Annotated in this window: 25 protein-coding genes; all 25 read left to right on the forward strand. The window is 47.3% G+C overall.

All coding sequences use genetic code 11. The features are described 5' to 3' along the window. The first annotated feature begins 6 nt into the window (after positions 1-6). The 25 genes from A7K50_RS10255 to rpoD all read left to right on the forward strand — a co-directional run bounded on the left by A7K50_RS10255 (position 7) and on the right by rpoD (position 25,781). Positions 7-744, forward strand: a complete 738-nt coding sequence (locus A7K50_RS10255) for an RsmE family RNA methyltransferase (RefSeq protein WP_119776029.1) — start codon at positions 7-9, stop codon at positions 742-744. A gap of 80 nt (positions 745-824) precedes the next feature. Beyond that, positions 825-2,237, forward strand: a complete 1,413-nt coding sequence (gene mtaB, locus A7K50_RS10260) for a tRNA (N(6)-L-threonylcarbamoyladenosine(37)-C(2))-methylthiotransferase MtaB (protein ID WP_119776317.1) — start codon at positions 825-827, stop codon at positions 2,235-2,237. An 86-nt stretch (positions 2,238-2,323) separates the two neighbouring features. Then, entirely contained in the window at positions 2,324-3,181 is an 858-nt protein-coding gene (locus tag A7K50_RS10265) for a hypothetical protein (RefSeq protein ID WP_119776030.1), read from the forward strand. A gap of 45 nt (positions 3,182-3,226) precedes the next feature. After that, on the forward strand, positions 3,227-3,571 hold the full coding sequence (locus A7K50_RS10270) for a histidine triad nucleotide-binding protein (protein WP_020491490.1): 345 nt from the start codon (positions 3,227-3,229) through the stop codon (positions 3,569-3,571). Positions 3,572-3,714: 143 nt separating this feature from the next. Further along, on the forward strand, positions 3,715-3,891 hold the full coding sequence (gene rpsU, locus A7K50_RS10275) for a 30S ribosomal protein S21 (protein WP_015044591.1): 177 nt from the start codon (positions 3,715-3,717) through the stop codon (positions 3,889-3,891). A 15-nt stretch (positions 3,892-3,906) separates the two neighbouring features. Beyond that, entirely contained in the window at positions 3,907-4,362 is a 456-nt protein-coding gene (locus A7K50_RS10280) for a GatB/YqeY domain-containing protein (RefSeq protein ID WP_119776032.1), read from the forward strand. 2 nt (positions 4,363-4,364) lie between these two features. Continuing rightward, positions 4,365-4,850 carry a YabP/YqfC family sporulation protein gene (locus tag A7K50_RS14360; protein ID WP_243103714.1) on the forward strand — a complete coding sequence of 162 codons (486 nt, stop codon included), beginning with the start codon at positions 4,365-4,367 and terminating at the stop codon, positions 4,848-4,850. 2 nt (positions 4,851-4,852) lie between these two features. Beyond that, positions 4,853-6,055, forward strand: coding sequence for a sporulation protein YqfD (gene yqfD / locus A7K50_RS10290; protein ID WP_119776034.1), 1,203 nt, complete (start codon positions 4,853-4,855; stop codon positions 6,053-6,055). A gap of 32 nt (positions 6,056-6,087) precedes the next feature. Beyond that, positions 6,088-7,068, forward strand: a complete 981-nt coding sequence (locus A7K50_RS10295; protein WP_020491493.1) for a PhoH family protein — start codon at positions 6,088-6,090, stop codon at positions 7,066-7,068. 57 nt (positions 7,069-7,125) lie between these two features. After that, complete coding sequence (locus A7K50_RS10300; protein WP_243103715.1) at positions 7,126-9,309, forward strand: HDIG domain-containing metalloprotein; 2,184 nt, start codon at positions 7,126-7,128, stop codon at positions 9,307-9,309. Positions 9,310-9,375: 66 nt separating this feature from the next. Continuing rightward, positions 9,376-9,966, forward strand: a complete 591-nt coding sequence (gene ybeY, locus A7K50_RS10305) for an rRNA maturation RNase YbeY (protein WP_119776036.1) — start codon at positions 9,376-9,378, stop codon at positions 9,964-9,966. A gap of 15 nt (positions 9,967-9,981) precedes the next feature. Continuing rightward, positions 9,982-10,347, forward strand: coding sequence for a diacylglycerol kinase family protein (locus tag A7K50_RS10310; protein ID WP_119776038.1), 366 nt, complete (start codon positions 9,982-9,984; stop codon positions 10,345-10,347). A gap of 186 nt (positions 10,348-10,533) precedes the next feature. Beyond that, a complete protein-coding gene (locus A7K50_RS10315; RefSeq protein ID WP_119776320.1) occupies positions 10,534-10,977 on the forward strand; it encodes a cytidine deaminase in 444 nt (147 codons plus the stop codon). Positions 10,978-11,060: 83 nt separating this feature from the next. Then, positions 11,061-11,990: a GTPase Era gene (gene era / locus A7K50_RS10320; RefSeq protein ID WP_199698278.1), complete on the forward strand. Its 930-nt coding sequence runs from the start codon at positions 11,061-11,063 to the stop codon at positions 11,988-11,990. Positions 11,991-12,087: 97 nt separating this feature from the next. Then, the gene (gene deoC / locus A7K50_RS10325; RefSeq protein ID WP_119776046.1) at positions 12,088-12,729 is read left to right on the forward strand and encodes a deoxyribose-phosphate aldolase; all 642 of its coding nucleotides are present in this window, start codon (positions 12,088-12,090) and stop codon (positions 12,727-12,729) included. An 88-nt stretch (positions 12,730-12,817) separates the two neighbouring features. Then, positions 12,818-13,561, forward strand: coding sequence for a DNA repair protein RecO (gene recO, locus A7K50_RS10330; protein ID WP_119776048.1), 744 nt, complete (start codon positions 12,818-12,820; stop codon positions 13,559-13,561). Between the two features lie 90 nt (positions 13,562-13,651). Continuing rightward, a complete protein-coding gene (locus tag A7K50_RS14485; protein ID WP_282433204.1) occupies positions 13,652-13,783 on the forward strand; it encodes a hypothetical protein in 132 nt (43 codons plus the stop codon). A 155-nt stretch (positions 13,784-13,938) separates the two neighbouring features. After that, positions 13,939-14,817 carry a glycine--tRNA ligase subunit alpha gene (glyQ, locus tag A7K50_RS10335; RefSeq protein ID WP_119776049.1) on the forward strand — a complete coding sequence of 293 codons (879 nt, stop codon included), beginning with the start codon at positions 13,939-13,941 and terminating at the stop codon, positions 14,815-14,817. Positions 14,818-14,819: 2 nt separating this feature from the next. After that, on the forward strand, positions 14,820-16,895 hold the full coding sequence (gene glyS / locus A7K50_RS10340; RefSeq protein ID WP_119776051.1) for a glycine--tRNA ligase subunit beta: 2,076 nt from the start codon (positions 14,820-14,822) through the stop codon (positions 16,893-16,895). Positions 16,896-17,050: 155 nt separating this feature from the next. Then, the gene (locus A7K50_RS10345; RefSeq protein WP_020491503.1) at positions 17,051-17,713 is read left to right on the forward strand and encodes a helix-turn-helix transcriptional regulator; all 663 of its coding nucleotides are present in this window, start codon (positions 17,051-17,053) and stop codon (positions 17,711-17,713) included. Between the two features lie 24 nt (positions 17,714-17,737). Beyond that, positions 17,738-18,568, forward strand: a complete 831-nt coding sequence (locus A7K50_RS10350) for a pyruvate, water dikinase regulatory protein (RefSeq protein WP_119776053.1) — start codon at positions 17,738-17,740, stop codon at positions 18,566-18,568. Then, a complete protein-coding gene (ppdK, locus tag A7K50_RS10355; protein WP_119776054.1) occupies positions 18,561-21,233 on the forward strand; it encodes a pyruvate, phosphate dikinase in 2,673 nt (890 codons plus the stop codon). Before A7K50_RS10350 ends, ppdK begins: the two co-directional genes overlap by 8 nt. Before the next feature lie 448 nt (positions 21,234-21,681). Continuing rightward, complete coding sequence (locus A7K50_RS10360) at positions 21,682-22,671, forward strand: deoxyguanosinetriphosphate triphosphohydrolase (protein WP_119776056.1); 990 nt, start codon at positions 21,682-21,684, stop codon at positions 22,669-22,671. Between the two features lie 127 nt (positions 22,672-22,798). Then, complete coding sequence (gene dnaG, locus A7K50_RS10365; RefSeq protein ID WP_119776057.1) at positions 22,799-24,634, forward strand: DNA primase; 1,836 nt, start codon at positions 22,799-22,801, stop codon at positions 24,632-24,634. Next, a complete protein-coding gene (rpoD, locus tag A7K50_RS10370) occupies positions 24,621-25,781 on the forward strand; it encodes an RNA polymerase sigma factor RpoD (RefSeq protein WP_119776059.1) in 1,161 nt (386 codons plus the stop codon). The genes dnaG and rpoD overlap by 14 nt, the downstream gene beginning before the upstream one ends. Positions 25,782-25,839: the final 58 nt, after the last annotated feature.

The following is a 25,839-nucleotide window of genomic DNA, read 5'->3' on the forward strand; positions in this document are numbered from 1 at the left end:
AATCCTATGCACCGTTTTAAAATCTCGTCCCGTGAAAAGGACACTTTTAACATAGCCGGAGAAGAATTTCATCACCTGACTCATGTGGTGCGGCTTGAATGCGGCGCTAAAGTCATGGGCTTTGATAATTCCGGTGGTCAGTGGCTCGGAGTTATTGAAGAACTAGACAGGGACTCAGCCTACTGCAGAATTGTTGAAGAGGGATTCCCTGACGTGGAAGCAAAGGCAAGGGTATACCTTGTCATGGGACTGGCCAAGGGAGAAAAGATGGAATGGGTCATCCAAAAAGGGACTGAGCTCGGAATGGCCGGACTTATCCCTTTAAGGACGAAACGGTCTGTCCTGCAACTGGAAGGAGTTAAAGCTCGGGACAGAGTGGTTCGCTGGCAAAGAATCGCGGCTGAGGCTGTGAAACAATCTCATCGGGTCATCGAACCGAAAATTATGGAAGTAACCGATTGGGTGAAGCTAAAGGGACTGCTGCCGGCAGAGACGCAATGGCTGATTCCTTATGAAGATGAAAAGACGCACTCCTTAAAGGAAGTGCTTCAGGGATATGAACCCAAATACCCGATCGCTGTGCTTATCGGGGCTGAAGGAGGCTTTGCGCTGGAAGAGGTGGCCTGGGCCGAGGAAAAACTTCAGGCTAAGAGTGTCTCTTTGGGACCGCGTATTCTACGGACAGAGACAGCTGCTCTGGCAGCTCTTGTGATGACTCTCGCTTACTTCGGTGATCTTGGATAGACGTGTCGTTATGGTTGAAGGTAAGTAAAACCGTTGCTTCAGAATTCAATATCTTTCAAAAAAGGAAAAGAAGCCAAGGTATGAATAACGAAGATAATCGAAAAATAACCGGGAGTAAGGAAAGTCTGAAAGGCTTGAAGGTGAGCTTTCTAACGCTTGGCTGCAAGGTCAACCAGACCGAAAGCGAAGCGCTTTCTCAGCTGCTGTCCGATGAAGGCTATAAGACCGTCCAGGAGGCTGATTCTGCCGACGTGATCATTATTAATACCTGTACCGTAACTGGTACAGGGAGCATGAAATCCCGCAAGCTCATCCGCAAGATGGTCAAGGATCATCCGAGGGCAATCATCGCTGTCATGGGCTGCTATGCCCAGCTAAGTCCTGATGAGGTTGCAGGGATCGATGGAGTTGGTCTGATCATGGGAACTCAGGACCGGAGTTCCCTGCTTCAGTTTTTACGCGATATCCAGGGCGAACGTGCTGCCGGTGCTTCGACAAAGCGGCCGGTTGAATCTTTAAAACCTCTCCGAAAGGTCAAAAGCTTTGAGGAAAGCATAAAATATGAGGAGCTTCCGCTGATCAAAAATGAGAGCCGGACACGGGCCATGCTGAAGGTTCAGGATGGCTGCAGCCAGTTTTGTACATACTGCATCGTACCTTATACCAGGGGGCCGTCACGCAGCCGTGATCCTGAAAACGTCTACCTGGAGGCCCGGGAACTTCTGAGAGCAGGATACAAGGAAATTGTACTGACCGGTATTCATATCGGCGCCTATGGCAGGGACTTTGCCGATAAAAATATGAATCTGGGAGTTCTGGTCAGTGAACTGGTGAAGCTTCCGGGGATGAAGAGACTCCGGCTTGGTTCGATTGAACCGATGGAGTTTTCGCTGGAATTGTTGGAAATCATTGCTGTCAATGTGGAAGTATGTCCCCATTTCCATATTCCGCTTCAGAGCGGTTCTGACAAGATCCTGAAAAAAATGAACAGGCCCTATACGACAGAGGATTATGCTGCTTTGCTGAAGCAGATAAGGGCCAGAGTTCCAGATGCGGCAATCGCTTCCGATATTATGGTCGGCTTTCCTGGAGAAACAGATCAGGATTATCAGGACAGCCTGCGTTTTATTGAGAGCTGCGAATTTTCCGGTATTCATGTTTTCCCTTATTCCCGGAGACCCGGTACGCCCGCGGCGGATATGCCGGAGCAGATACCCAACCCAATTAAAACAACCAGGGTTAGGGAATTGATTCAGTCTGGTCAAAAGAGCCGCAGAAAATATGAGGAAAAGTTTATCGGAAAATCACTTGAAGTACTCTTGGAGAATGTAGATCAAGACGGAAGAGCCCGCGGACATACCCGAAATTATCTGGAACTTAGAGTTCCGTCCAGCCTGGCCGAGAACGATCTGATTACATGCACTGTCCGCGAGGAGCATTTGGTTTCAGCCCCAGAAAATGCTGCTTGCCAAGAAATTAATGAAGCTGAATAAAGCAGAATTTGTCAAATGGTGTTTAATCTTCTAACATTTTATAATATAATAATTAACAAATAATCCTCAAAGTACAAGGAGCCACAATGAATAAGATCAGGAATTGGAAGAAGCCCCTTATTATTGTTTTAATCGTAGTTATTGCGCTGGGTGTATTATTATTAAAAGCACCATTGTACGCACAAGTACGAAGCTATGCGGTGATGTGGGCTTACACCAAATATGAAAATTCCAAGAGCCTGATGGATAAACAGCATGTCTCCGTTCAGATCCCGGGTGGTTCCAGTACGGAAGAAAAAGACTGGTATCCGTTTGTCATGGTATTTAATGATCATGAAGGTTTTTCGCAATACACCGGAAGAGATCTTTCCCTGTCGATACTCTATAATTTCGGCGCGTTCAGCTGGAATTACGGTTCATCCACGCTTTACAAGGATGACTCACCTTATTATGCGAGTTTTTATGGAGGATATCTGATCAAGAACAACTCCGGGCAAAGCAAGTATGGTTTTTCGGCGGATGGGAAGCTGAATAGCAACGAAATAATGGCTGTAGCGAAATATGATTATCAGAAGCTGGTCCTGGACGGCCTGGGATGCCCTGCCGAGCAGCAGAAAATGAATGTTCTTTCTTCCGAGGTCAAGAGCGGAGTCACGTATGCGGGTTATGAGGGCTGGGAACAAATGGATGCAATCATCCTAGTTAACAGTCCGGCGCACAAATATAAAGGCAGCCGGCGGGCTTACATTCAGTACGGTAATCCGCTCAAAAAAACCAGCCTGGAGGATTTCCCGCTGATTGCATCCCGAACAAGAATTTATGCAAGATATTTCGAGGAGTTTGACAGTACAGTCTTTTTGTATATCTTTACTCCTTTTGCAGATACGCTCGAGCAATGTGACCAGAATATTCTCAGCAAGACAGTGATTGCGAAAAGCGAATAACCCGGCAGCAAAGGCCGCTAAGATAAAAAATTGGAGGTTCGGCCCATGGACAATTGCATTTTTTGCAAAATCGTGAACAAGGAAATTCCTTCAGCGATTGTCTTTGAAAATGAAGATATCCTGTGCTTTAAGGATATTAATCCCGTGGCGCCTGTTCACATTCTGGTTATTCCGAAAAAGCACCTAACCAGTCTGAATGATCTGACAGAAGATGACATGGCTGTGACCGGCAGGATTTTTGTCCTGATCAGGCAGCTCGCAGCAGAATTCGGGGTTGCCGAATCAGGCTACAGAGTCGTTGTGAACTGCGGACCTGATGGAGGTCAGGAGGTTGGACATCTGCACTATCATCTGATCGGCGGCAAGCCGCTGGGCAAGAAAATCGGCTAAACATCTTTCGGGAAAACCGTCAGATTAGGACTGAGTTGTGTCTTGATGTGCCAAATAAGCAGGCTCCTTCCAGCTTGACGTGTCCATATTCATCCTTTATAATTATTTCGTATCAGTTGACCAGTGGAGGGAGGGATAAAAAAATGAGTGAAGTCAGAGTCGGTAAAAATGAATCCCTGGATTCCGCACTCCGCCGGTTCAAGCGAAACTGTCAACGTTCTGGGGTATTATCGGAAGCTCGCAAACACGAGCATTACGAGAAGCCAAGCGTTAAGAGAAAAAAGAAATCTGAGGCTGCGCGGAAACGTAAATTCAAATAAGGGAGTTGGCTCCAATTGTCCCTGAAGGATCGTCTGGTTGAGGATATGAAGACAGCTATGAAGGCCAAAGAGGAGGGGAAGGTCAGACTTTCTGTTATCCGAATGGTACGGGCTGCCATCAAAAACGCTGAGATAGACAAGAAAATGGAGTTTAACGATGATAATCAGGTTATCGAGGTTCTTGCCCGCGAGTTAAAAATGCGGCGGGATGCGATGGAACAGTTTGCTAATGCGAACAGGCCCGACAAAGTTCAGGAACTTGAAGAGGAAGTCGACGTCCTGATGGAATACTTACCTCAGCAGCTCACTGAAGGGGAAATCCGCGAAATAGCTAAGGAAATCATCGCTGAAACCGGTGCCCAAGGTCCCAAAGATTTGGGAAAAGTCATGGGAATTATTACGCCGAAGACAAAAGGAAGAGCCGAAGGGAAGCTTGTGAATCAAGTCGTGAGAGAACTCTTGGGTTCCTAAAAATGAGTAATGAAAAACTGCCGCTAATAAGCGGCAGTTTTTTTAATGGTAAACTTACGGTTTACGCCATGTACCTGAATGGCTCTTCGGCTGTTGCGCATTCAATCTGTTCTTTCGTTTCCCTCTGTTCTCCGCTGATCTCCTGGTCTCCAGCTAACTGCTTGGACTATTCTCTGCTCCTGATGCATAGACATGCTATGAAGGGAGTGGTAAGCGTGCTGAAAAGGCTTCAAAAACATGCCGGTGAGATCCTGGAATTTCCGACGGATGTCCTGGATAACGGACCTAAAATAACCATTATTGGACGCAGTGAGATCATCATAGAATATTTTGATGAAGTGGTCGGATTTTCGGATCAGGAAATTACTTTGCGGACTTCCGAGGGCAAACTCTGCCTTAACGGAGATAAATTCATCCTTACCGCTGTACAGGATCATGAGATTAGTATCCGCGGCCGGTTAACCGGACTAAGCTTTGGGGAGGGCTGAAGGTGTTCGGAAAATTTGGCAGATACCTGCACGGAAGGGTAACCATTCAAGCGCAGGGCAAGAACTTAGCTGGATTTATCAATGAGGCGCTTAAAGACAGGATTGAATTCTATAATGGGAAAAAACTGCCGGACAGCTTTTTAGCCGAAATCAATGCTGCAGATTTCAAGCGTTTGCGCAAGGCAGCCAAAAAAGCAGGAATCAAAATCAAGATCCGAAACAGATATGGGTTCCCGTTTGTAGCGCTGCGCTGGCAAAAACGCAAGGGTCTGATTTTTGGTGTTTTTATCATCATTGCAGCACTCACGGTTCTTTCTCAGTATGTGTTTTCCATTAGTGTAGAAGGAAACAGTAGGGTGTCAGCGGATCAGATTATTGCTGAAGCAGGAAAAGCCGGCTTAAATAAATGGGTGCTGAAAAATTCCCTTGACCTTGATCGGATGAGTAAACAAGTTCAGGAGAGCATGCCTGACCTGGTCTGGGTGACGATGGAAGAGCGCGGAACAAATATCAAAATCAGAGTTGTCGAAAAAACCCTGCCGCAAAACGTTTTATTCCAGGGAGATCTCTTGGCAGCCAAAACAGGCTATGTGGAAGATGTGATCGTCATTCAGGGGCAGGCGCTGATTGCTGAAGGACAGCTGGTTACCGCCGGACAGGTTCTGATCAAGGCTTCGGGAGGAATGACGGAATACAGTTTTGATGTATCTGGACAGAACAGAGCCAAACAAAACGCGACGGATGCTCCGGCGGCCAAAGGCTTTATCAGGGCAAGGGTCTGGTACAGCGCAGACAAGATTGTTTCCCTGGAAGAAGATAGGATTGAAAAGACAGAAAATATGACCAATGGGTGGGGAATAAAAATAAATAACCGTGTAATAATGATAACAAATCAGGATAGCCCCTATTCCGATTCGATCCAAGAAACCTGCACATATGCATTGCCCAGTTGGAGGAATTGGCGTTTTCCTGTCGAATTGTTAAAGGTACATTATGAAGAAACCCAAAAAGTACATGTAAGCCGTACAGCAGCAGAAGGAAGGAAGCTTGCAGAGACTCTAGCCAGGGAGGAATTGAAACAAAAACTGCCTTCAGGGGTCAAAGTACTGCAGAATAAGGTTCGGATTCTTTCTTCTAAAAAAGGAACAGAACATGTCAGGGTTGAAGTTGAGACCTTTGAAGATATCGCGGTATATAAAAAATAAGCAAATATCCTTGTATTTGGAGGAACTCACATTTGCGTAATGAATCGAAACTAAATCTGAAAGATAAAGAAGAAGCATTAAACCTGTTTGGCCTTGAGGACGTCAACTTAAGATTTCTGGAAGAGCGTCTCGGCTGTCAGATTGTTTTTCGCAGTGAAGAGATGACGATTTCAGGTGAAGAACAACAGGTCAAGCTTGCCGAAGCAGTTCTCAAACAGCTTCTGGACTTAATTAGGAAAGGCAATACACTGACCCTGGCAGACGTAACCTACGTTGTTTCCCAGGTGGAAGAGGGCAGCGTGAAGGATATGGCTCAAAACCTCACCCATATCATAGCGACGACACAAAGGGGCCGTCCGATCAAACCCAAGACGCTTGGACAGGCCAAGTATGTTAAGGCCATTGCTAAGGATTCACTTGTCTTTGGCATCGGACCCGCCGGGACAGGAAAGACCTATCTGGCGGTGGTCATGGCGGTCAAGGCGCTGAGGGCCAAAGAAGTGAACAGGATTGTTCTCACCCGGCCTGCGGTGGAAGCCGGAGAAAAACTTGGTTTTTTGCCCGGGGATTTGCAGGAGAAGGTCAATCCGTACCTCAGACCGCTCTATGATGCGCTCTATGATCTTCTAGGACCGGAAACGACCGCACGGTATATTGAGAAAGGCACGATTGAGATTGCTCCATTGGCCTATATGCGGGGGCGTACGCTAGACGATTCATTTATTATTCTCGATGAGGCCCAAAATACATCCCCGGAGCAAATGAAAATGTTTCTGACCAGGCTCGGATTTGCCTCCAAAGCAGTGGTTACCGGCGACATCACCCAGGTTGACCTTCCCCGCGGCAATTATTCAGGGCTGATTGAAGTACAACATATCCTGAAAGGTATCGGAGACATTTCCTTCCATTACTTTACTTTGGACGATATTGTACGCAACCCGCTTGTACAAAGCATTATTCACGCTTACGATGCGCAAGATAAAAAAGAGGACAAGCAGTCCGGTAAGGATTGATGGGACTTGAATAAAAAATTGAAAACAATGCTTTTGCCTAAAAAGACCAAGAATGCTATGACAAAATACCAGATAGCATTATTTGTGCTGTTCTTTATTCTCTTAACCGCGATATTGGCCTCGGATCTTTTTCAGTCCAAATTAAATATTGAATCCGGTGAGCCCAGTCCGGAATTGATCACGGCACCTTATGAAAAGAAAGTGACAGATCTCGCCAAGTTCCAGGAAGAACAGGAAGCAGCGGCAAATGCAGTCGGACCTGTTTATATGGCTGATGACGATCAAATTTCCAACTTGTCAAAAGATTTGGATCGGACATTTGAGATTCTAGCGGATCAAAAAGATTCTAAGGACAGTCTTACAGAAAAAATGGACGAGCTCCGCAAGAAAGTCCCTTATAGCAGATTATCGAACAGCACGCTTGAAGCGCTGCTGAATTTGTCTGATCAGGAGATTGTATCTGCCTCCGGAACTAGTTCAGTTGTCATCCTTGGGATAGCAAGCGATGCCGAGACCGGAGCGAGATCTCAGGCAGAAGTATCACTTTCACAGGACCGAATGAGTGAACAGATCAATCAATCCAATGTAACTGAACCTGTAAAAGAACTTATAAATGAATTTATTGAACAGTGTGTGATCAAACCGACACTGACCATCGATGAAGAAGCGACAAAAAAAATGCAGGATATTGCCATTTCTAAGGTTAAACCATCCATCCGGACCTATCGAGAAAATGAAAAAATTATAGGACCGGGGGAAATTGTTGATGATCAGATTTATCAAGCCCTGCAGGCGTACGGATTGATCAAAGTAGAATCTCCGTGGAAGCCGGCTTCCGGAATTGCAATAATTGTCCTGGTTTCGATGATCATTTTGATCTTATTTGCCTACCAGTTCAGCCCCGACACGTTTACCCACTGGCAAAGGATGGTGCTGATCGGACTTCTGATGATTGTTGCGCTGGCTATGGGTAAAGCCTTTATGGCGATCAGTCTTGGGGACAATGATTTAAACACTTTGACGGCTATCCTGATACCTGCAGCCTGGGTTACGATGACGGTTACACTCCTGCTTGGCGTTAAGATCGCAGTTCTGGTAGGCGTCATTCTGGCTATTTTCACCGGGATGATGGCAGATCCAGGGAACATGGGAGCAGCAGGTTCGCTGGCAGCCTTATTTTCTTTGCTTAGCGGCATTGTCGGCATACAGGGTGTTGCTAAACTGGACCGCCGTTCTGAACTGGCCAGGGCAGGATTGTTTGTGGCTTTGGTAAATATTGCCCTTGTAAGCGGTGTTGCCTTAATCCTTCAGATTAGTCCAACCGATTGGCTGATTGGATGCATGCTGAGCGTTGCCAATGGGTTTCTGTCGTCTGTTCTTACCATGGGTGTTTTGCCTTGGCTGGAACAGGGCTTTAACATTACATCAGCTGTAAGGCTGCTGGAATTATCTAACCCGAATGCGCCGCTGTTGAAAAGCTTATTGATCGAAGCGCCAGGGACCTACCATCACAGCGTCCTAGTTGGGAATCTGGCTGAAACTGCCGCTGAGGAAATTAAAGCTGACCCTGTGCTGGTCAGAGTCGGTGCGCTCTATCATGATATCGGCAAGCTGAAAAGACCGTACTTCTTTATAGAAAACCAGTTTTCCAAGGATAATCCCCACGAAAAGATTGCCCCGACGCTTAGTTCCCTAATTATTATTTCCCATATCAAAGACGGACTAGAAATGGCCAAAGAGCATAAGCTTCCATCCAATATTCAGGATATTATTGCGCAGCACCACGGGGACAGTACGGCATCGTTCTTTTACCATAAAGCACTCGAAGAGAATCCGGATGCTCCGGAAGAAGCTTTCAGATATGACGGGCAGCGTCCCCAGTCTAAAGAGGCGGCGCTGGTTCTTCTGGCGGATAATGTTGAAGCAGCCGTCCGTTCCCAGAAGGACAGTTCGCCGGGAAAAATTGAAGGATTGGTGCGTAAGATTATCAAGGAGAAATTTGATGAGGGCCTGCTTGACCAATGTGACTTAACCTTTAAGGATTTGGATAAGATATCTATAGCTTTTGTTAAGGTTCTAAGCGGAATATTCCATTCCAGAATCGAATACCCTGAATTGCCGTCGGCCAAGACCAAATTGGCAGAGGAAGCAGACACTGGTCAGAAACAGGAGGAATCGAAACCGCAAAAAGAGGATGAGTCTTCGGCTAAGCAGGAAAGCGAACCTGATTCGCTTTCGTAAAAAATAATTCTCACGGATAGGGGGGAGAAAAAGACTTGCTCTTTAATGGCAGGTCTTTTCTGAGAAATGGAACTAGATATCAGTTGGGAAGATGATTCTATTACAGAAGATGAACAAAATAAAATAGCAGAACTGCTTCGCACGGGCATTCAGAAAGCACTTCTTGAGGGAGGTGGCCCGGAAGACGCTGAGATCGGACTTGTCCTGACCGATGATGAATCTATTTATCTCCTGAATAAGACGTACCGTGGAATTAACAGCCCTACAGACGTCCTATCTTTTGCCCTTCGGGAAAAGGGGGAAGGGGAGCCGGAGATTTATTATAATCCTCAGTCGGATAAGGATAAGAAAGAACGGCTTGAATATTCTCTCGAAGAAATGATTGACGAAGAAGATGAAGAAGATCTTGACGAATACGAAGAAGATGACGATAATTTTAGCTACTGCGATACGGCTCTCGGTGATATCGTGATTTCTGTCGAAAGAGCCCGTTCGCAGGCTATTGAGTATGGGCATTCCTTTGCCAGAGAGATTGTTTACCTGGCAGTGCACGGAACACTGCACCTTCTGGGGTACGATCATGGCAATGAGGATGATTCCAGTGTTATGAGGCGTCTGGAGGAACAGGTTATGGATCAGCTCGGCTTGCTGCGCTGACAAGGGGGAAGAATAATGCCGGATATCCGTAAGCCTGCTGGTTTTGCCGGCAGCTGCAGAGGGGCTTTGCAAGGGATTGCTTACTCGCTGAGAACAGAAAAACACCTCAGATTTCATTTTTTTGCCGCCGTGGTTGTTGTTCTGGCAGGCGCTTACTTTCATCTTTCAGGCGTTCACTGGCTGTTCATTATTTATGCTATTGGCAGCGTTCTGGTGGCGGAATTGTTTAATACCGCGTTGGAAAGGGCAATTGATCTGGCTGAACCCAGGTACCATCCCCTTGCCGGCCTCGGCAAGGATGTTGCTTCCGGTGCCGTACTGGTTTCCACTATTCAGGCCGTCGTTATTGGGATCATTATTTTTGGACCTTATTTATTTTAGGGTAGGTCTGTGGGCAACAATACCGCCTTTCGGCTATTGTGCCCTCCATGGCACAAAAAGCCGCGCTCCGCATCGTGCTCCGCTCACGGCGGAACTGTGGCCCACAGACTGATTATAAGATACCTTTGAAAAAAATAGTTTGCATGTCGTTAGATTTCTCTAATCTAAGGGGGCGGGCGGATGTGGATGAGGAATGATCAGGCTATAGTTATTGATCAGTCTATAGATATCAACCAGGCTGCGGAGCTGATTCGCCAGGCGCATCAAGCTTGTGAAGATGCTTATGCCCCTTACTCCTGCTACAAGGTTGGCGCCGCCGTTCTCTGGGAATCAGGAAGGATCACTTCCGGTGTCAATGTCGAAAATGCTTCCTATGGTCTGAGTGTCTGTGCGGAACGCAATGCCGTATTCCATGGGATCGGATTGGGGGAAAGGCGGATCAAAGCGGTTGCTGTCGCAGTTCCGCTCGAGGAGATGCCGTCCCCATGTGGTGCCTGCCGGCAGGTGATCCGGGAGTTCGCCTCGGACTGCCTTGTTTTACTCAGCAATGGCAGCGGAGAAATCAGGAAAACCAGTTTGAAGGATATTCTCCCTGATTCGTTTGGCCCGGAGTTTTTAAAAAGCACTTAGGATAAGAGACCACATGATATACAGCTATAGGATATACAACGATAGGATACACAATTTTATGATACGAGACTTATGATACAAGGATGGTAAAACAGTTGAACAAGCAGGATAATAAAGTTTTTCGATCGGGTTTTGTTGCAGTGATCGGACGGCCCAATGCTGGAAAATCGACCTTACTAAATACGCTTTTGGGTCAGAAAGTGCTGATTATATCCGATAAGCCGCAGGCAACCAGAAACAGAATCCGGTGTATCCTTACCGAAGAACGCGGGCAGGTCATTTTTTTTGACACGCCCGGTATTCATAAACCGAAGCACCGCCTGGGCGAATACATGGTCGCGGCCGCCAAAAGCACTTTGCAGGGGGTTGATTTTGCGATATGCGTCGTCGATGCCTCCGTGCCGTTTGGATCGGGGGATGAATACGTGCTTCAGGTCATTAAGGACAGCGGAATTCCCTGCATTTTGGCCTTAAATAAAATTGACCTCATTTCCAAGGATCAGCTGCTGGAGAAAATAGCCGGCTTTTCCAAAATAGCAGATTTTAGAGAAATTGTTCCGATTTCAGCTTTACAGTCCGAGAATACTGCGAAGTTAATGGATCTGATTTTTGAAGCGCTTTCACCTGGCCCAATGTATTTTCCGGATGATGTCGTCATTGACCAGCCGGAGAAGTTTGTCGTTGCAGAGCTGATTAGAGAAAAGCTGATGAACCTGACCAGAGAAGAAGTTCCGCACTCGGTCGCGGTCGTGGTTGATAAAATGGAAGAGAAAAAATCCTTGATTAAGATAGGGGCTGTGATCCTTGTTGAACGTGATTCCCAGAAAGGAATTGTCATTGGTAAGGAAGGAAGCGTCTTAAAAGAAGTCGGAAGGCTTGCCCGGGAAGAAATTGAAACGCTGCTGGGCAGCAAGGTATTCCTTGAGCTTTGGGTCAAAGTCAAGAAGGACTGGCGCAACCAGAATAACCAGCTCAGGGATCTGGGGTATAATTTGAAGGACCTGAAAGAATAAATGCTGTGGGGTAAATTAGGCTTACTAAAAAATAGAGTGTCTTAGCATATTAGCGATACGGGAAAGTATAAAAGAACGCTGAAGGGAAGGTAGACTTATGAATATCGCCGGAAGAATTGATCATACGCTTCTGAAACCTGAAGCGACGGAGAAGGATATTGTTGATCTTTGCCATGAGGCTGTTAAACACGGCTTTACTTCCATTTGTGTAAACCCTGTGTATATTTGTACCGCCGCACGCTTGCTCCACGGAACGAGTGTCATACCGTGCACGGTCATAGGTTTTCCGCTTGGTGCTGCGTTTACCGAAATAAAGATGCAGGAGATTTTGGCAGCGAAGGCCCATGGTGCGAGGGAGGTTGATGCCGTGATGTGCATCAGCAAAGCCAAATCAGGCGATTGGAAGGCCGTACAGCGTGATGTGAATTTGATGGTCCAGACGGCCCAGGGCTGCGGTCTAAAAATAAAAATAATTATTGAAACCGGACTTTTAAACGAGGACGAAAAACAAAAAGCGGCTGAGATTATTCGGGAAGCCGGAGCAGACTATATCAAAACATCGACCGGTTATTTTGGTGGCGCAACAGTTGAAGACGTCAAGAACCTGAAAAATTGGGCAGGTCCTGCTGTTAAAGTCAAAGCATCCGGCGGGATTAAGACGAAAGAGTTTGCCTTGGAACTGATTGAAGCAGGCGCCGACAGACTCGGAACCAGTTCCGGAATCGCAATAATCCAGTAGTATTTAGTTCTTAGATGTATTCCAAAAAGATAGCATCTATTGAGGGTATAATAGGGAATAAAGACACGACCGGGGATGATGTTGGGAGATGGCGGTCTATCAGGCGGATGCAATTGTAATCCGCAGCAGGGAGTATGGTGAGTCGGACAGGCTCGTCACGCTTTTTTCAAGGGAAAAAGGAAAGCTTGAGGCTGTGGCCAAGGGAGTTCGAAAACCCAAAAGTACCCAAAGAGGTGGGACGCAGCTTTTTACGTATGCCGATTTTTTGCTGTACAGGGGGAAAACACTGGATACGGTGAATCAGGCTCAGCCCCGGGAGAATTTCATCCATCTCTGGGACGATTTTGACCGGACGATCACCGCGTCGGCAATGGTCGAGCTGCTGGATATTTCTACTGTCAGAGAACAGCCTGATCCAGAATTGTTCACCCTTACCTTAAGTTTTCTTTTTTTGCTCAAACATCTTAATGCATATATGGCTCAGGCCGCTTATGCGCTCAGGCTAATGCACCTGCAGGGCTATTTGCCATCGATGGAGGGTTGTACCGAATGTGGCGGAGACCTTTACGGAGAACAGGTCTATTTGAGTGCGGAGGCCGGAGGTTTTCTCTGTGCTGCTTGTAAAAACAACCGGATTGTCAGAGCGCTGAATCCGGGAAGCCTGGCCTTGATGCGCCAGCTGTACCAGGCTGATCTCACGAAGCTTGACCGAATGCGCTGGAACAAAAAAATGCGGCAGGAAATCCTCGAAAGCCTGTGCTACTACTGTGAACAGAAATTTGAACGCAGACTCCTGGCCTGGAGACAAGGCAGTGAGTTCTGGAAGAATTGACAGTGGAGGTTTATTAGCATATAATATTTCAGATAAAGGTATGCTGCATATAAGTAGCTTCCTTTTTATGAAAATATTTTGTCCGCATAGATGGAAAAGATACCTGCGATAGCCGCTAAGAGAGTCCGGGAGGGTGGGAGCCGGACAGGTGAAAACAGGTTGGGCAGTCTGGAGCGGACCAGGTTCAAAGAGGATTCCAAGTTACGTGACAAAGTTACGTAAGTACATTGTGAATCAAGCAGGGTGGAACCGCGGGAAATACTCTCGTCCCTGCAGCAATCATTTGCTGTATGGATGGGGGTTTATTTTTTTCGTTGCTATTACGATTCTTGCATGGATTGCGTTTATTTGGTCTGATCTAAAAAGGAGGAAAATTGATGAAATTTCAAGATCTTATTCTGGACCTTAACCAGTTTTGGGGTGAACAGGGATGCATTATTGCCCAGCCCTACGATATTGAAAAAGGCGCAGGAACCATGAATCCGGCTACCTTTTTGCGGGCACTTGGCCCGGAACCCTGGAATGTGGCTTATGTGGAGCCGTCCAGGCGTCCGACTGACGGCAGATACGGTGAAAATCCGAACCGTCTGCAGCACTATTTTCAGTATCAGGTCATTCTGAAGCCTTCGCCGGATAATGTCCAGGAGCTTTATCTCGAAAGCCTGGAACGGCTCGGGATTAATCCGGCTGACCATGATATCCGGTTTGTGGAAGACAACTGGGAATCCCCTACACTGGGGGCCTGGGGACTTGGCTGGGAAGTTTGGCTGGACGGCATGGAAATCACCCAGTTTACCTATTTTCAGCAGTGCGGTGGCATTGACTGCAAACCCGTCTGCGCAGAAATCACGTATGGAATAGAACGGCTCGCGACCTTCATTCAGGGCAAGGACAGCGTCTTTGATATTGAGTGGGTCGGAGATATCAGCTACGGTGATATTTATCTGCAGAATGAAATTGATTTTTCACGCTACAACTTTGAAGTGGCCGATATTGATGCGCTGCGGCAGTGGTTTGATATGTACGAGAAGGAAGCAGAGCGGACCGTCCAGGCAGGCCTGGTCGTGCCGGCTTACGACTATGTACTGAAATGCTCCCATGCGTTTAACCTTCTGGAAGCCCGGGGTGCAATCAGTGTGACGGAAAGAACCGGGTACATTGCCAGAGTAAGAAACCTAGCCCGTCTGTGTGCCCAGGCCTATGTCACCCAGAGGGAAACACTTGGGTTTCCTTTGCTGAAAAAAAGGGGGGAATAAAAATGAGCAAGGACTTTTTACTGGAAATAGGCATGGAAGAAATGCCCGCTAAGTTTGCACCAGGTGCAGTGGCCCAGCTGGAGAACAATGCCCGAAAAATGCTGGCGGAACTGCGTTTAGCGTATAAGAATCTGCAGTGTTTTGTGACACCGAGGCGTCTGACACTCTATGTAGAAGCCCTGGCTGAAAAGCAGCAGGATATCAGTGAAGAAGTCAAAGGGCCTGCTCAGAAGGCTGCATTCGATGCCGAAGGCAAACCGACAAAAGCGGCTGAAGGATTTGCACGCGGACAGGGTGTTAAGACCGAAGACTTTTTTCTGAAAGAAATCAATGGCGTGCCCTATGTGTATGCTGTAAAATCCCAAAAAGGCGAAGAAACCGAAAAGCTGCTGCCACAGGTCTCGCTGAATCTGGTTACAAGCCTTAATTTTCCGAAACCGATGCGCTGGGGAGATTATGACATCCGTTTTGCGCGCCCGATCCGCTGGCTGATCTCCTTGTTTGGCGACGAGGTAATCCCTTTCAGCTATGCCGGAATTCAGGCCGGAAGAACCTCTCGTGGACACCGTACACTTGGCAGCTATATCCGGATCGTTCAGCCGGCTGAATATCTGAATGCATTGGAATCGGTCTTTGTGCTGGCCGACCAAGAGAAAAGAAAACAGAATATCTGGAGCCAGATCCAGCTATTGGCCGCTAAGGTTGGCGGCAAAGTCGACCAGGACGAGGACCTGCTGACAGAGATATGTCATCTGGTGGAATATCCGACCGCTCTTCTGGGCGAAGTCGATGTCAAATATATGGTCCTGCCGGGAGAAGTCATCACCACGCCGATGAAGGAACATCAGCGTTATTTTCCGGTCAGGGCAGAAGACGGTAAATTACTGCCATACTTCATTACGGTACGGAATGGCGATAGAACCTCGCTCGATATCGTGAAAGAGGGCAATAAGAAAGTGCTCAAAGCCCGTCTGGAAGATGCTGCTTTCTATTACCGGGAAGATCTGAAAAGTCCGCTGCATACCCTGATTCCAAAACTCGACAGGGTTGTGTATCACGAGAAGCTTGGTACCGTCGGACAAAGGGTCGCCCGTCTTCAGAAACTGGCTGTTGCGATTGCGAACGAAATGGGTCTCAATACAAAAGAAATAGAACTGGTCGACCGGACGGCCTATCTGGCCAAAGCAGATCTTGTATCGCACATGGTTTACGATTTCCCTGAACTTCAGGGAATCATGGGTGCATATTATGCCGGAAGCAATGGCGAAGCCCCGGCCGTTTGTGCTGGAATTCTCGAACATTACCGTCCGCGTCATGCTGGAGACGTGTTCCCTTCCTCTGTAACCGGGAAAGTGGTCAGTCTCGCAGATAAGCTTGATGCAATCGTCGGTTCTTTCGGGATCGGCATCCAACCCACCGGTTCGCAGGACCCGTATGCGCTAAGGCGTCAGGCGCTTGGAATCGTCGGCTTGATGGTTCAAGACGAACTGAACCTGTCTCTTCTGCGGCTAATCGAAGAGTCCTACAGCATCTTTACCGTGCAGGGAATCACGCTGGAACCGCTGGAGAAGATCAGACCGGCCCTTCTGGACTTCTTCATTCAAAGGGTCCGCTACCTGCTCCAGGAATCCGGACTGCGCTACGATACGATTGACGCTGTCATGGCCCACGGAATAGAAAAGCCTGCTCATCTAATGAAAAAGGCCGTAGTACTCGCCCAAGTCAGGGATGAAGCTGACGACTTTGTTTCCTACAGCAACGCCTATGTCCGTTGCGTGAACCTCTGCAAGAAAGCAGCTGCCGAAGCATGGCAGGTTTCCAATCTACAAGGAAGCTCGGAGCTGACGCTGGCTCAATGCCTGCACGAAAAAGCTCCGTTAATCCGGACGGCTGTGAACAATGCAGATTTTAGGAAAGCCTATGCGTTTGCTGCTGAAATCGTGCCATTGATCGAAAAACTGTTCGAAGATGTCATGATCATGGTCGAAGATGAAAAGCTCAGAAATGCTCGTCTGGGATTGTTGAAGAGCTGTGCGGAAGCGCTGGGCTGTCTCGGAGACCTGACACTTCTGGCATAGGTCCAGCCTTATTTTTGCTTTCTTTTTAAAGATAAGGCTTTTCTTTTCTCGAATATGTTATATAATATAGAAATATGACATACTATATCATTGAATTATGGTCAATGTGCTACTATATTTGAACTTTAGTTTCTATTTTCCGGAGGGTGAGAAAAATGCAGCTTTCCGAGCGCCAGGAGAAGATCCTAGAACTTGTGAAAAAATCCAGCCCGATGACGGGAGAACAAATAGCCAGTCAACTGAATTTGAACAGGGCGACCTTAAGACCTGATCTGACCATCCTGACCATGGCGGGTGTATTGGAGGCACGTCCCCGAGTTGGCTATTTTTATAATGGAAATACGGGACCTTCACCTATCGCCCAAAGGGTGCGTCAGCTCAGAGTCGGTGATTTCAAATCAATTGCGGCTGCTGTCAAAGAGAGCATCTCGATTTACGATGCTGTCGTATCCATGTTCACGAACAACGTCGGTAGTCTGATCGTGATCAATAATGAACGTGAGCTTAAAGGAATGGTTTCCCGCAAGGATATTCTTAAGGCTTCACTTGGCAATATGGACCTGCATGGGGTGCCAATCAGTGTCATCATGACAAGGATGCCGAATATTATCATGGCCGCGTCCGATGAATCCGTACTTGAGGCTGCCAGAAAGCTGGTGCTGCACCAAATTGACACGCTTCCAGTCGTCGAAAGCTACATCAATGAGGAAGGTCGCGAAAGTTTCGAGGTAGTTGGCAGATTTACGAAGACCAATGTTACCAACTTGTTCGTAGAACTGGGCCAAGAAAAATTTCCAAATACCGCAAACCTATTTTAATGGAGAAAGTGAGGGGGTGTTTCGGTGACCGATCAAATCCCGGTAATTTATGTGATTTCCGATGCGCTGGGAGAGACGGCAGAGTTTGTCAGCAGGGCGGCAGCAGCACAGTTTAACGGAATAAAGACAAAAATTCGCCGGGTGCCTTATGTCCAGGATGAAATCCATATTGACGAGATCCTGGAAGAAGCGGTTGAGGAACAGGCAATTCTCGTTTACACGCTGGTTCTGACAAACCTAAGGCTCTACATAGAACGAAGGGCCAGAGAAAAAAATTTAATAACCATCGATATTTTGAGTCCGCTGATTTCGGCATTGGCTGATAAAACCGGACTTGATCCCAAAAATATACCGAATGTTACGCATCGGCTGGATGAACAGTACTTTCGGAAGGTAGAGGCTGTGGAGTTTGCAGTTAAATATGACGATGGCAAGGACCCGCGAGGACTGCTATATGCTGATGTTGTCCTAATAGGTGTGTCCCGGACCTCGAAAACACCGCTAAGTATGTACCTTGCCCATAAAGGGATTAAGGCTGCGAATATACCGCTGGTGCCGGAAGTGACACCGCCCCGGGAACTGTCTGAAGTTCCCCGGAATAAAGTCTTCGGGCTGATCTTAAGCCCGGAAAAACTGAACCAAATACGCAGTGAACGGCTGAAAACGCTGGGACTGGGAGCATCCGCCGATTATGCCAATCTAAACAGGATTATGGAGGAGCTCGACTATGCCAAACAGATCATGAAAAAGATTGGCTGTGTAATCATAGATACCACCAATAAAGCGGTCGAAGAAACCGCAAGTGTGATCCTGCAGAAAGTAACAATAAACGGGGAGTTGAGAAAAGATGGTTGACAAAAAATATGTGTACTTGTTTCGTGAAGGCAGTGCCGACATGAAAAACCTTCTTGGAGGCAAGGGAGCAAACCTGGCTGAAATGACCAACATCGGACTGAATGTCCCGCAAGGCTTTACGATTACCACAGAAGCCTGCCTCGAATACTATGACTGCGGTGAGCAGCTGCCCGGAGGATTATGGGAACAGATCCTTCCCGCGATCCAGGATGTCGAGAAAGCAAGCGGCAAGAAATTTGGCGATCCCGAAAACCCACTTCTGGTTTCGGTCCGTTCCGGCGCGAGGGTTTCCATGCCCGGGATGATGGATACAATCCTGAACCTCGGTTTGAACGAAGGAACAGCCAGCGGCGTCAGCAAGGCAACAGGCAATGAGAGATTTGCTTTTGACTGCTACCGACGTTTTATCCAAATGTTTGGCGATGTCGTACTTGGAATCGCCAGTCACAAATTTGAGAATATCCTGGAAGAAGTCAAAGAAAAACAGGGTGTAACGTTCGATTCCGAGCTTTCTCCGGAAAGCCTGAAAGGACTTGTGGTTAAGTTTAAAGCGCTTGTTAAGCAGGAGACCGGCGTACCATTTCCTGATGATCCGTATGAACAACTTAAGGAAGCGATCACCGCCGTTTTCAAATCCTGGAATAACCACCGGGCGATCGTGTACAGGAAAGCCAACGGTATTCCGGACAGCTACGGCACCGCCGTCAACGTCCAGTCAATGGTATTCGGCAACATGGGTAATGACTCTGGTACGGGCGTGGCCTTTACCCGGAACCCGTCAACTGGGGAAAAACACTTGTATGGGGAATATTTGATGAATGCCCAGGGTGAGGACGTCGTTGCAGGTATCCGTACACCGCTTTCGATTGACAGCCTGCAAAATGACAATCCGGAAATTTACCGCCAGTTCAGCGAAATCGCCAAGAATCTGGAGAACCATTATAAAAACATGCAGGATATCGAATTCACGATTGAAAAAGGCAGACTCTACATACTCCAGACCCGTAACGGAAAATGTACGATTTCTGCTGCGATCCGCATTGCTGTCGAACTTTGTCAGGAAGGTCTCATCACCAAGGAAGAAGCAGTCGAGAGAATTGATCCGCATCAATTAGAAAAACTGCTGCACCGCAGAATCGACGATGCCGCCAAGCTCGACGTCGTAGCGACAGGACTGCCTGCCTCACCGGGAGCAGCTTCCGGCAAGATTATCTTCAGTGCGGACGAAGCTGAAAAGCTCGGCCAGGCCGGAGAAAAAGTCATTCTCGTTGGTACGGAAACCACCCCGGATGATATTCATGGCATGCTCGCAGCCCAAGGGATTCTGACCAGCAGGGGAGGCATGACCAGCCACGCTGCTGTTGTAGCCAGACATATGGGCAAACCTGCAGTCTGCGGCTGTGATGCTTTGAAAATCAACCTTGCCGACAAGATCTTCGTGATTGGCGATGATGCTTATCCCGAAGGTACCGAGATTACGATCGACGGCGCAACAGGACGGGTCATCAGAGGAACTGTCCCGATGAAGGATCCTGACTTAAGCGGTGAATTCCAAAAAATTCTGGAGTGGGCAGATGGAATCAGAAAGCTTCAGGTTATGGCTAACGCCGATAATCCGCCTGATGCCGCCAAAGCGAGAGAATTTGGTGCCCAGGGCATCGGACTTTGCCGGACGGAACACATGTTTATGGATCCTGCCCGTATCCCGATTGTCCAGAAGATGATTCTGGCCCAGACGCTTCCCGAAAGAGAAGCCGCCCTGGCTGAACTTCTGCCGATGCAGGAAGGCGATTTCTACGGCATCTTGAAGGCCATGCACGGACTGCCGGTGACGATTCGTCTGCTGGATCCGCCTCTCCATGAATTCCTGCCAAACGGTGAAGAACTTGCTCTCGAAATTCAGGAATTAAAACTCACGGCCAACCTGCAGGATGAAAAGGTCCAAAAGGAAATCAAGGCTAAAGAGGTTCTGCTGAAGAAAGTCCGCGGTCTCCAGGAGATGAATCCGATGCTCGGCCATCGCGGCTGCCGTCTTGGAATATCGTATCCGGAAATCTACGCGATGCAGTCCAGAGCTATTTTTAAAGCTGCAGCTAGACTCGTGAAAGAAGGAGTTGACGTGCGTCCGCATGTCAAGATCCCGCTCGTCATTCATCATAAAGAGCTCGAGATTCTGCGCAAGCAGACCGAGGAAATTGCCCAGGAAATCATCAAAGCCGAAGGCGTCAAGATCAACTACCAAATTGGAACGATGATTGAAGTGCCGAGAGCGGCGCTTACCGCAGACGAAATTGCACCGTTTGCCGAGTTCTTCTCGTTTGGAACTAACGACCTTACCCAGACCGTTTTAGGCTTTTCCCGTGACGACGCTGAAGGTAAATTCCTGCCCGACTATTTGAACCAAAATATCTTGGCCAATAACCCATTTGCAGTCTTAGATCGGGACGGCGTCGGTAAGATCATGAAGATCTGCGTCGATCTTGGACGTAAAGCAAATCCGGGCATCAAAATTGGAATCTGCGGCGAACACGGCGGAGATCCTTCCTCGATCGAATTCTGCCAGGAAATTAACCTGGACTATGTCTCCTGTTCACCCTTCCGCGTACCGATTGCCCGCTTAGGCGCTGCGCAGGCTGCATTGAAACAAAAAGGGTTTATTAAATAAAGCAATAAATAGTATAAGGTAAAGAGTTGACTCAACAAAAAGATTATGGGTATTGTCTTTTAGTGATTTAAGAGACAATACCTCATTTTTATCTTGTAAATTTACTTACTATTGAACTGGCAACTGGAAGAATACAAGGGTGAGTTATTTCTAGGTACTTTTAACTGGTCTGTGCTCCTAAAAACGTGAAAGATGACTTTTACAGTATTTTGTAAATGTTTTATTCTATGATACAATTTAACGATTTAAGCAGGATTTTTAAACTTAATGTTGAATTAAACAGTTAAAGAATTGAAAGAACGTCTGAAGGATTTTTGCGAAAAATAAAAGACGAAGTACAAAATCTTAGCTTATTCCGCCAGAAAGTGGCGGAATTGTGGCCTCGGGTGCTATTTCTTTTGTTTTTGCGTCTAATCCCTTTTGATTCTTGTGAAGAAGGTGGTTGTAGATGTCCCAGTCAATCAGGTTAAGAACGGAGGAACATGAATTCCAGCGGCTCTCGCCCCTGGCAGCGAAAAGCGCCGAAGCAAGGAGAGCGAGAGAGGAAGTTGAATGCAGCGTTCGAACCAGGTTCCAACGAGACAGAGACAGAATTTTGCATAGCAAGCCTTTTCGTCGCCTGAAACACAAGACGCAGGTCTATATTGCTCCTATCGGAGATCACTATCGGACCAGGATGACCCACAGCCTGGAAGTCGCACAGATCTGCCGAACCATCGGCCGGGGGCTAAGCTTAAATGAAGATCTGATTGAGGCAATTGCCTTGGGTCATGATGTCGGTCATACACCTTTTGGACACGTCGGTGAAGAAACGCTGGCTTCCCTGATCGGCCATTTTGAACACAACGAACAGTCGGTCAGGATCTACACTGTCCTTACCGGAAACGGCGAGGGCCTGAACCTCACGGAGCAGGTCCTGGACGGAATTCTGCACCATACCGGTTCTGGAATGCCAAAAACCCTGGAAGGACAGATTGTAAGGATCGGAGACAGGATTGCCTATCTCTGCCACGATTTTGACGATGCTTTGCGGGCTGAGATTCTGTCCGTTGACGACCTTCCGTCCACGATTAGAAAAGGGATTGGCTCCAGTACCAGCGAAATGATCACGACCATGGTTCTCGATATGATTCAGGCTTCGGAAGGCAAGGACACGATTTGTCAGTCTGCAGAAATCTCCGCAATCATGAAAGAATTCCGTGACTTTATGTTTGAGAGAGTCTACTACAGCAGTTTACTGCAGGAGGAACGCAGCAAAAGCCGATTGGTTTTGGGAATTCTTTTCGATTATTACCTGCATCACTCGGAAATTCTGCCGGAAGATTATCTTAAACGGACAGAGGGAGATCTGAAACAAGCCATCACCGACTATGTTGCGGGTCTGACAGACAACTACGCCATCAGCATCTTCAAACATCTTTTTATTCCTAAAGAATAGCAGGGAGATAAGATGCTAAGCAAAAATTGTAAAAAAATTGTCTTAGAATAAGAAGGAAAAATAAAAAGTTTATCGAAAAAGATAAAGGCTTGTCAGAAAAACGTAAATCCATGAAGGGCGTGCTGGGATGGATCATAAAATATCTGAGGATTTTATCGAAGAAGTACGCCGCCAAGCTGACATTGTTGAAATTATCTCTGAGCATGTGGTGCTGAAACGTACGGGCAAAAACTATCAAGGGCTTTGTCCGTTTCATTCTGAAAAGACTCCAAGTTTCAATGTAAATCCCGATCGTCAGATGTTCTACTGTTTTGGCTGCCACACCGGCGGAAATGTTTTTTCTTTCCTGATGAAAAAAGAAGGTTTAGCCTTCATCGAAGCTTTGAAGAAGGTAGCCGGGAAGTATGGGATGGAGCTGCCGGAAAGAGAGCTTTCTCCGGAGGAGACGAAGAACGAAGCACAGCGCAGCCGCTGGCGGGAGATTCATGAGTGGGCTGCCCGCTACTATCACGACGTGCTTCTGCATCGTCCCGAAGGACAGGCCGGACTGACTTACTTTGAACACAGAGGGATTGGATCTGAAGTCATCCGGGATTTCCGTCTTGGTTTTGCACCGGACAGGTGGGATGGCTTGATCAGGGAACTTGCGGACAAAGGAGTCGCACCGGAAGAACTGGCTCAATTCGGACTCGCTGTCCGCAGGGAAACCAGTGAGCAGGAAATCAGTTATTACGACAGGTTTCGTAACAGAGTGATTTATACCATCCTCGATGTCAAAGGCGCTCCAATTGCTTTTGGCGGACGGGTGCTCGATGATTCCACACCTAAATATCTGAATTCACCGGAAACAAAATTTTTTCATAAAGGACGTAATCTTTACGGCATTCATCTGGCTTCTCGGGGAATCAGGGAGGCAGGGTATTCTTTACTCCTTGAAGGGTATATGGATACAATTGCAGCGCAAAGAGCAGGCTTCACAAATGCGGTTGCCTCGCTCGGCACAGCCCTGACTAAGGATCAGGCCAGGCTGCTTAAAAAATACGCAGGCAAGATTGTAATCGGCTATGACTCGGATAAAGCAGGGATTCAGGCAGCTCTGCGGGCGGGTGAGATCCTTCTTGATGAAGGCCTGAACATTCAGGTACTGCTGTTCGAGGATGCCAAGGACCCCGACGAATTTCTGAAAAAGCACACCGTCGCTGAATTTCGCAAGAAACTCGAAAATACCATCACTTTTATCGAGTTTAAATATAAAATGCTGATCCGGGATACCCCCCTGCGGACCATACCGGATAAAGCAGAACTGATTAGAAAGCTTGCTCCCGATATTCTTAAAGTACCAAGCATAGTTGAGAAAGAAGGATATGAAAGATATTTAAGTCTGGAGCTCGGTCTCACGCTCGAAGCAGTTCAGCACGAGATCGATAGCCTGACGAAGAAAACCAGAGGAAATAGGGGCAATCCAGAAATTTTTTCGCAACAACAGGATATTTCTGTAAAAAAAAGAAATACTATAGAAGGGACGGACATTGACAGTTTTCAGGAATCTTATGTCCATTTAGGAGTTTTCCGGGCCGAACAGACCATTCTCAGAATCATCCTGGAGAATCCCAATTATAAAAATCAAGTAGCTGACAACCTGGATCAGGAATTTTGGAGGCTGCAGGAACATAGATATATCTTCGAGAATTTCCCGGAAAACAGTTTGAATCTTATCGATAATGATAGCTGGTACGAGAAGGTTCAAAGGCGTCTTGCCGAAATATATGAATTGTCCATTGATTTCGATAAAGCCGATATGCTCCTTAAGGACTGCATTGCTTTGATTAAGGAGACAAAGAAGAAAGAGACGATCGAAGATTTGCAGGCCAAAATGATTTTATTGGAAAAATCTGGAGATATGGCTGGGGCGCTTGCCCTGCTCCAGGAGATAGGAGAGCGGTTGAAACGTGGCGAAAAATAATAAGAAACAATTTGTTGCGAATTACCCGCTGGAAGGGGAGAATTCCGTGACCGTAGATGAAATGAAAAAGGAAAATGTCTCGACTTTAATTGAGCTGGGCAAAACCAAGGGTAATCTTACCTATGATGAGATTGCCAATGCTTTGCAGAAGGTCGACCTTTCTGAGGACCAGATTGAGGAGATCTATGACCAGCTGAGCGGGCTCGGTATTGATGTTGTTGACGACAGCGTCGAAGTGGTTATCGACAAAGAAACAAAAGATCTTGCCGACGAGATCGCCAGTGAAACAGACATTGACCTTTCCATTCCTGAAGGTGTAGGGATTGACGATCCTGTCAGGATGTACCTGAAAGAGATCGGCCGGGTTCCTTTGCTGACAGCGGAAGATGAGATTGAACTGGCTCTCAAGATGGAGGCCGGGGATGAAATGGCCAAGCGCCGTCTGGCCGAAGCAAACCTGCGTCTGGTGGTCAGTATTGCCAAACGCTATGTGGGCCGCGGCATGCTTTTTCTGGACCTGATTCAAGAGGGTAATCTTGGCCTGATTAAAGCTGTGGAAAAATTTGATTACCGCAAAGGCTTTAAATTCAGCACGTATGCGACCTGGTGGATCAGACAGGCCATTACACGTGCGATTGCCGACCAGGCCAGAACGATTCGTATCCCGGTTCATATGGTTGAAACGATTAACAAACTGATCCGGGTTAACAGACAGCTCCTGCAGGAACTGGGCCGCGATCCGACCCCGGATGAAACTGCTAAGGTCATGGAGATACCGGAAGAACGTGTTCGGGAGATTTTAAAGATCGCCCAGGAACCTGTTTCCTTGGAAACACCAATTGGGGAAGAGGAAGATTCCCACCTCGGAGATTTTATTCCCGATGAGGATGCACCGGCTCCCTCTGAAGCTGCGTCATTCATCCTGCTCAAGGAACAGCTCGAAGAGGTCCTTGAGACGCTCACCCCGAGAGAAGAAAAGGTCCTCAGACTGCGTTTCGGACTCGATGACGGACGTACCAGGACCTTGGAGGAAGTCGGCCAGGAATTCGGCGTAACCAGAGAAAGAATCAGGCAGATTGAGGCCAAGGCGCTGCGCAAGCTCCGCCATCCAAGCCGCAGCAAAAAACTGAAGGATTATTTAGACTAAAATCAGGACTTTCTTAAAAAATTTTCTTATGCTAAAGACAATAAATAAGACTAAAAAG

Origin of the sequence: Dehalobacter sp. MCB1 (assembly GCF_003590275.1) — a bacterium.
Classification (GTDB): Bacteria; Bacillota; Desulfitobacteriia; order Desulfitobacteriales; family Syntrophobotulaceae; genus Dehalobacter.

Coding starts and splice junctions, on each gene's coding strand:
- A7K50_RS10255 (WP_119776029.1), top strand. CDS start 7: ATGCACCGTTTTAAAATCTCGTCCCGTGAAAAGGACACTTTTAACATA.
- mtaB (WP_119776317.1), top strand. CDS start 825: ATGAATAACGAAGATAATCGAAAAATAACCGGGAGTAAGGAAAGTCTG.
- A7K50_RS10265 (WP_119776030.1), top strand. CDS start 2,324: ATGAATAAGATCAGGAATTGGAAGAAGCCCCTTATTATTGTTTTAATC.
- A7K50_RS10270 (WP_020491490.1), top strand. CDS start 3,227: ATGGACAATTGCATTTTTTGCAAAATCGTGAACAAGGAAATTCCTTCA.
- rpsU (WP_015044591.1), top strand. CDS start 3,715: ATGAGTGAAGTCAGAGTCGGTAAAAATGAATCCCTGGATTCCGCACTC.
- A7K50_RS14360 (WP_243103714.1), top strand. CDS start 4,365: ATGAGTAATGAAAAACTGCCGCTAATAAGCGGCAGTTTTTTTAATGGT.
- A7K50_RS10300 (WP_243103715.1), top strand. CDS start 7,126: ATGACAAAATACCAGATAGCATTATTTGTGCTGTTCTTTATTCTCTTA.
- ybeY (WP_119776036.1), top strand. CDS start 9,376: ATGGAACTAGATATCAGTTGGGAAGATGATTCTATTACAGAAGATGAA.
- A7K50_RS10310 (WP_119776038.1), top strand. CDS start 9,982: ATGCCGGATATCCGTAAGCCTGCTGGTTTTGCCGGCAGCTGCAGAGGG.
- A7K50_RS10315 (WP_119776320.1), top strand. CDS start 10,534: ATGAGGAATGATCAGGCTATAGTTATTGATCAGTCTATAGATATCAAC.
- era (WP_199698278.1), top strand. CDS start 11,061: ATGGTAAAACAGTTGAACAAGCAGGATAATAAAGTTTTTCGATCGGGT.
- deoC (WP_119776046.1), top strand. CDS start 12,088: ATGAATATCGCCGGAAGAATTGATCATACGCTTCTGAAACCTGAAGCG.
- recO (WP_119776048.1), top strand. CDS start 12,818: ATGGCGGTCTATCAGGCGGATGCAATTGTAATCCGCAGCAGGGAGTAT.
- A7K50_RS14485 (WP_282433204.1), top strand. CDS start 13,652: ATGGAAAAGATACCTGCGATAGCCGCTAAGAGAGTCCGGGAGGGTGGG.
- glyQ (WP_119776049.1), top strand. CDS start 13,939: ATGAAATTTCAAGATCTTATTCTGGACCTTAACCAGTTTTGGGGTGAA.
- glyS (WP_119776051.1), top strand. CDS start 14,820: ATGAGCAAGGACTTTTTACTGGAAATAGGCATGGAAGAAATGCCCGCT.
- A7K50_RS10345 (WP_020491503.1), top strand. CDS start 17,051: ATGCAGCTTTCCGAGCGCCAGGAGAAGATCCTAGAACTTGTGAAAAAA.
- ppdK (WP_119776054.1), top strand. CDS start 18,561: ATGGTTGACAAAAAATATGTGTACTTGTTTCGTGAAGGCAGTGCCGAC.
- A7K50_RS10360 (WP_119776056.1), top strand. CDS start 21,682: ATGTCCCAGTCAATCAGGTTAAGAACGGAGGAACATGAATTCCAGCGG.
- dnaG (WP_119776057.1), top strand. CDS start 22,799: ATGGATCATAAAATATCTGAGGATTTTATCGAAGAAGTACGCCGCCAA.